The 3,039-nt window shown below is 39.0% G+C and carries 4 protein-coding genes; all 4 read left to right on the top strand.

The genetic code is table 11. The annotated features are described in order from the left end of the window. Positions 1–253, top strand: a 253-nt coding sequence (locus tag PX484_RS11760; protein WP_288103953.1) for a S1 RNA-binding domain-containing protein, incomplete at its 5' end; no start/stop codon positions are given. 187 nt (positions 254–440) lie between these two features. Beyond that, positions 441–1,298 (top strand): DUF6671 family protein, encoded by an 858-nt coding sequence (locus PX484_RS11755; RefSeq protein WP_287767034.1) that lies wholly within the window; start codon positions 441–443, stop codon positions 1,296–1,298. A 13-nt stretch (positions 1,299–1,311) separates the two neighbouring features. Next, positions 1,312–1,971, top strand: a complete 660-nt coding sequence (locus tag PX484_RS11750) for a class I SAM-dependent methyltransferase (RefSeq protein ID WP_287767033.1) — start codon at positions 1,312–1,314, stop codon at positions 1,969–1,971. A 25-nt stretch (positions 1,972–1,996) separates the two neighbouring features. After that, the gene (locus tag PX484_RS11745) at positions 1,997–2,866 is read left to right on the top strand and encodes an NAD(P)-dependent oxidoreductase (protein WP_287767031.1); all 870 of its coding nucleotides are present in this window, start codon (positions 1,997–1,999) and stop codon (positions 2,864–2,866) included. Positions 2,867–3,039 lie beyond the last annotated feature (173 nt).

The following is a 3,039-nucleotide window of genomic DNA, read 5'->3' as shown; positions in this document are numbered from 1 at the left end:
CGGTGGAGTGACGGGATTACTCCATGCTAAACAGGTGACAGGAGCCTCTTTTAATTCTCCCATGACTTTCTTTAAAGTTGGTCAAGCAATTAAAGTGGTAGTCGCGGAAATTGACGAATATAAAAATCGCATTTCCCTATCTACAAAAATCCTGGAAGCGCACCCCGGCGAAATTCTCGAAAACTTTGCAGAAGTCATGGAAACAGCAGCAGAAAGATTACAACAAGCTCAGGAAAAAACCCCAGCAACTTAGTGTAGGGTGGGTTAGGCGACAATAATTTAGATATTTTACCACCTATTTAGTATTCGCCGTAACCCACCATCAGTTATCAGTTATCAGTTATCAGTTATCAGATGTGAGTTTTAAGTGGACAGTCTTAAGTAGGAAATTGCCGTTTTCTTTTCGCTGATTGCTGTTTTTTACTTTTTCCTTGATCAAGATGTTTCAAGAAAAGATGTTTCAAGATCGGATAGCAATTTTAGGGACTATGCACGGAAAAGAGCGGGTAATTGCACCGATTTTAGAGGAAAAAATAGGTCTTAAGGTGATTGTACCCGATAATTTTAATACCGATCGCTTTGGCACTTTTACCCGGGATATTAAGCGCATCGGGACACAAATTGAAACCGCTCGCAGCAAGGCACAAGAAGCGATCGAGCTTTCGGGATACGATATCGGAATTGCTAGTGAGGGTAGTTTTTATCCCTATCCCAATTTGCCGCTAGTTTCCTGTAATCGTGAATTGATTTTATTGCTCGATCGAGTCCATAATCTAGAAATAATTGGTCAAGCAATAGTCACGGAAACTAATCACGCTCACCAAACTGTAACTAATCTAGCAGCTGCTTTAGAATTTGCCGAAAAAATCGGGTTTCCTAGTCATGGTTTAGTGGTGATGTTTGATAAAAATTCTCTCGACTCTGAGCAGATTTTTAAGGGAATTACTGACCAGAAAAATTTAGTTAAAATTGTTGAAGATATTCTTGACAAAAACGGCAAAGTACACCTAGAAACCGATATGCGTGCTATGCACAATCCCACGCGGATGAAAGCAATTGTTGCTGCGACAGCAAATCTTGTTCAAAAACTTAATCAATTATGCCCTAATTGTGGTTGTCCGGGGTTTGATATTATCGAAAGAAAAGCGGGTTTACCCTGTGGTTTATGTCACTTTCCCACCTCTTTAATTAAACTGGAACTATACGGTTGTCAAAGGTGTGATTATCGAGAGGAAAAACTCTTTCCCAACGGTGAAAAAAACGCCGATCCGATGTATTGTGAATATTGTAATCCCTAAAGATAGCTTTTCTATGGAAAGAATTTTAGAACCAGAAGTAATGGATGATCGGGAAGAAGCGATCGAATATGATGCCATGGACTTCACTGAAGTTAATACTAATTTCGCCAAAGAAGCTGTACAATTGGCCGGTATTAATGCTAGGGTATTAGATGTGGGAACCGGTACTGCACGCATTCCGATTATGATCAGTCAACTACGTCCCCAATGGCAAATTATCGCTATTGATCTGGCCGATTCTATGTTAGAAATTGGTCAAAAAAATATCCTTAATGCTAACTGTCAAGAACAGATCAAATTGGAGAAAGTTGATGGAAAAAATCTTCCCTACCAATCCGAGCAATTTGATTTAGTTATTTCTAATAGTTTAATCCATCATCTCGAAAATCCTTTGCCTTTTTTACGCGAAATTAAGCGAGTTTTAAAACCGAATGGCGGCATTTTTTTAAGAGATTTATTCCGTCCCGATTCCGAGGAAATAATTAAGGGGATGGTGAGAGAAATCGATCCTAATTTTTCTCCCCGACAAGCGCAACTATTTCAAGACTCGCTGCGAGCGGCTTTTACCCTAGCAGAAATCGCCGACTTAATCCAGCAGTCAGGCTTAGAAAATGTTAAAATTTATCAGTCTTCCGAACGTCATTGGACAGCTATAAAAACCAGTAAAAACTAATCACTAAATCAGGAAAAATTGAGTTATGAAAGTTGGAATTTTGGGAACGGGATTAATGGGAACGCCAATGGTAGAAAGATTATTAAATCAGAAAATTCCTGTTATTGCCTATAATCGCACCTTAGAAAAATTAGCACCTTTACAGCAGTTGGGAGCCAAAACAGTTAGCTCCCCTGAACAAGTAATTCAAGAGGCAGATTGTCTGATTTTAATGTTAACTAATGCTGCCGCTATCCAAGAGGTTTTAGGATTAAATTCCGAGCAATCTAACTTCAATAATCGTACTATTATTCAGATGGGAACCATTGCCCCTTCTGAAAGTAAACAACTGCGAGATAAAATTGTGGCTAAAGGGGGAGAATATCTAGAAGCACCCGTGTTAGGAAGTATTCCCGAAGCTAAAAAGGGGACTCTCTTAGTTATGGTGGGAGCAACGGAGAAACAGTTCCATCAATGGTCAAATTTATTAGCAAATTTTGGCCAAGAACCGATGTTAATCGGGGAAGTGGGAACCGCTGCGGCGTTAAAATTAGCTTTAAATCAATTAATTGCCTCTCTAACCAGTGCTTTTGGTTTAAGTTTAGCTTTTTTATCCCAGCAAGGAGTAGATCTAGAAAAGTTCATGACTATCCTGCGTCAAAGTGCCTTATATGCGCCTACTTTTGACAAAAAATTAACCAGAATGTTAGAGAAAAATTATGCTAACCCTAACTTTCCCACTAAACATTTACTCAAAGATGTCAATCTCTTTTTAGAGGAATCGGAGAAGTTAGATTTAACCACTTTTCCCCTAACAGGAGTACAGAGCCTTCTGGAAAAAGCTTTAGAAATGGGATTAGCAGAACAAGATTATTCAGCTTTATACGAAGCGCTGAAAAAAGAATTAAGTAGGTAGGCGTTAAAAATTATCAGACACCCCCCTTATCAAGCGTAGGGTTGATTCATGAATCAACCCTACCTTATCAAGGGGGGGCAGGGGGGATCGAACCTAAAATCCATTTTTAATTTAATTATAACCAGCTACTTATAAACCGCTTGGCAACATCAAAAAGACTCTTTTTGGTTTGT

The organism is Microcystis sp. M49636_WE2 (genome assembly GCF_030065375.1).
Taxonomy (GTDB): Bacteria; Cyanobacteriota; Cyanobacteriia; order Cyanobacteriales; family Microcystaceae; genus Microcystis; species Microcystis aeruginosa_C.
Note: the sequence above shows the minus strand (reverse complement) of the source record. Positions and strands in the feature narration are given on the sequence as shown.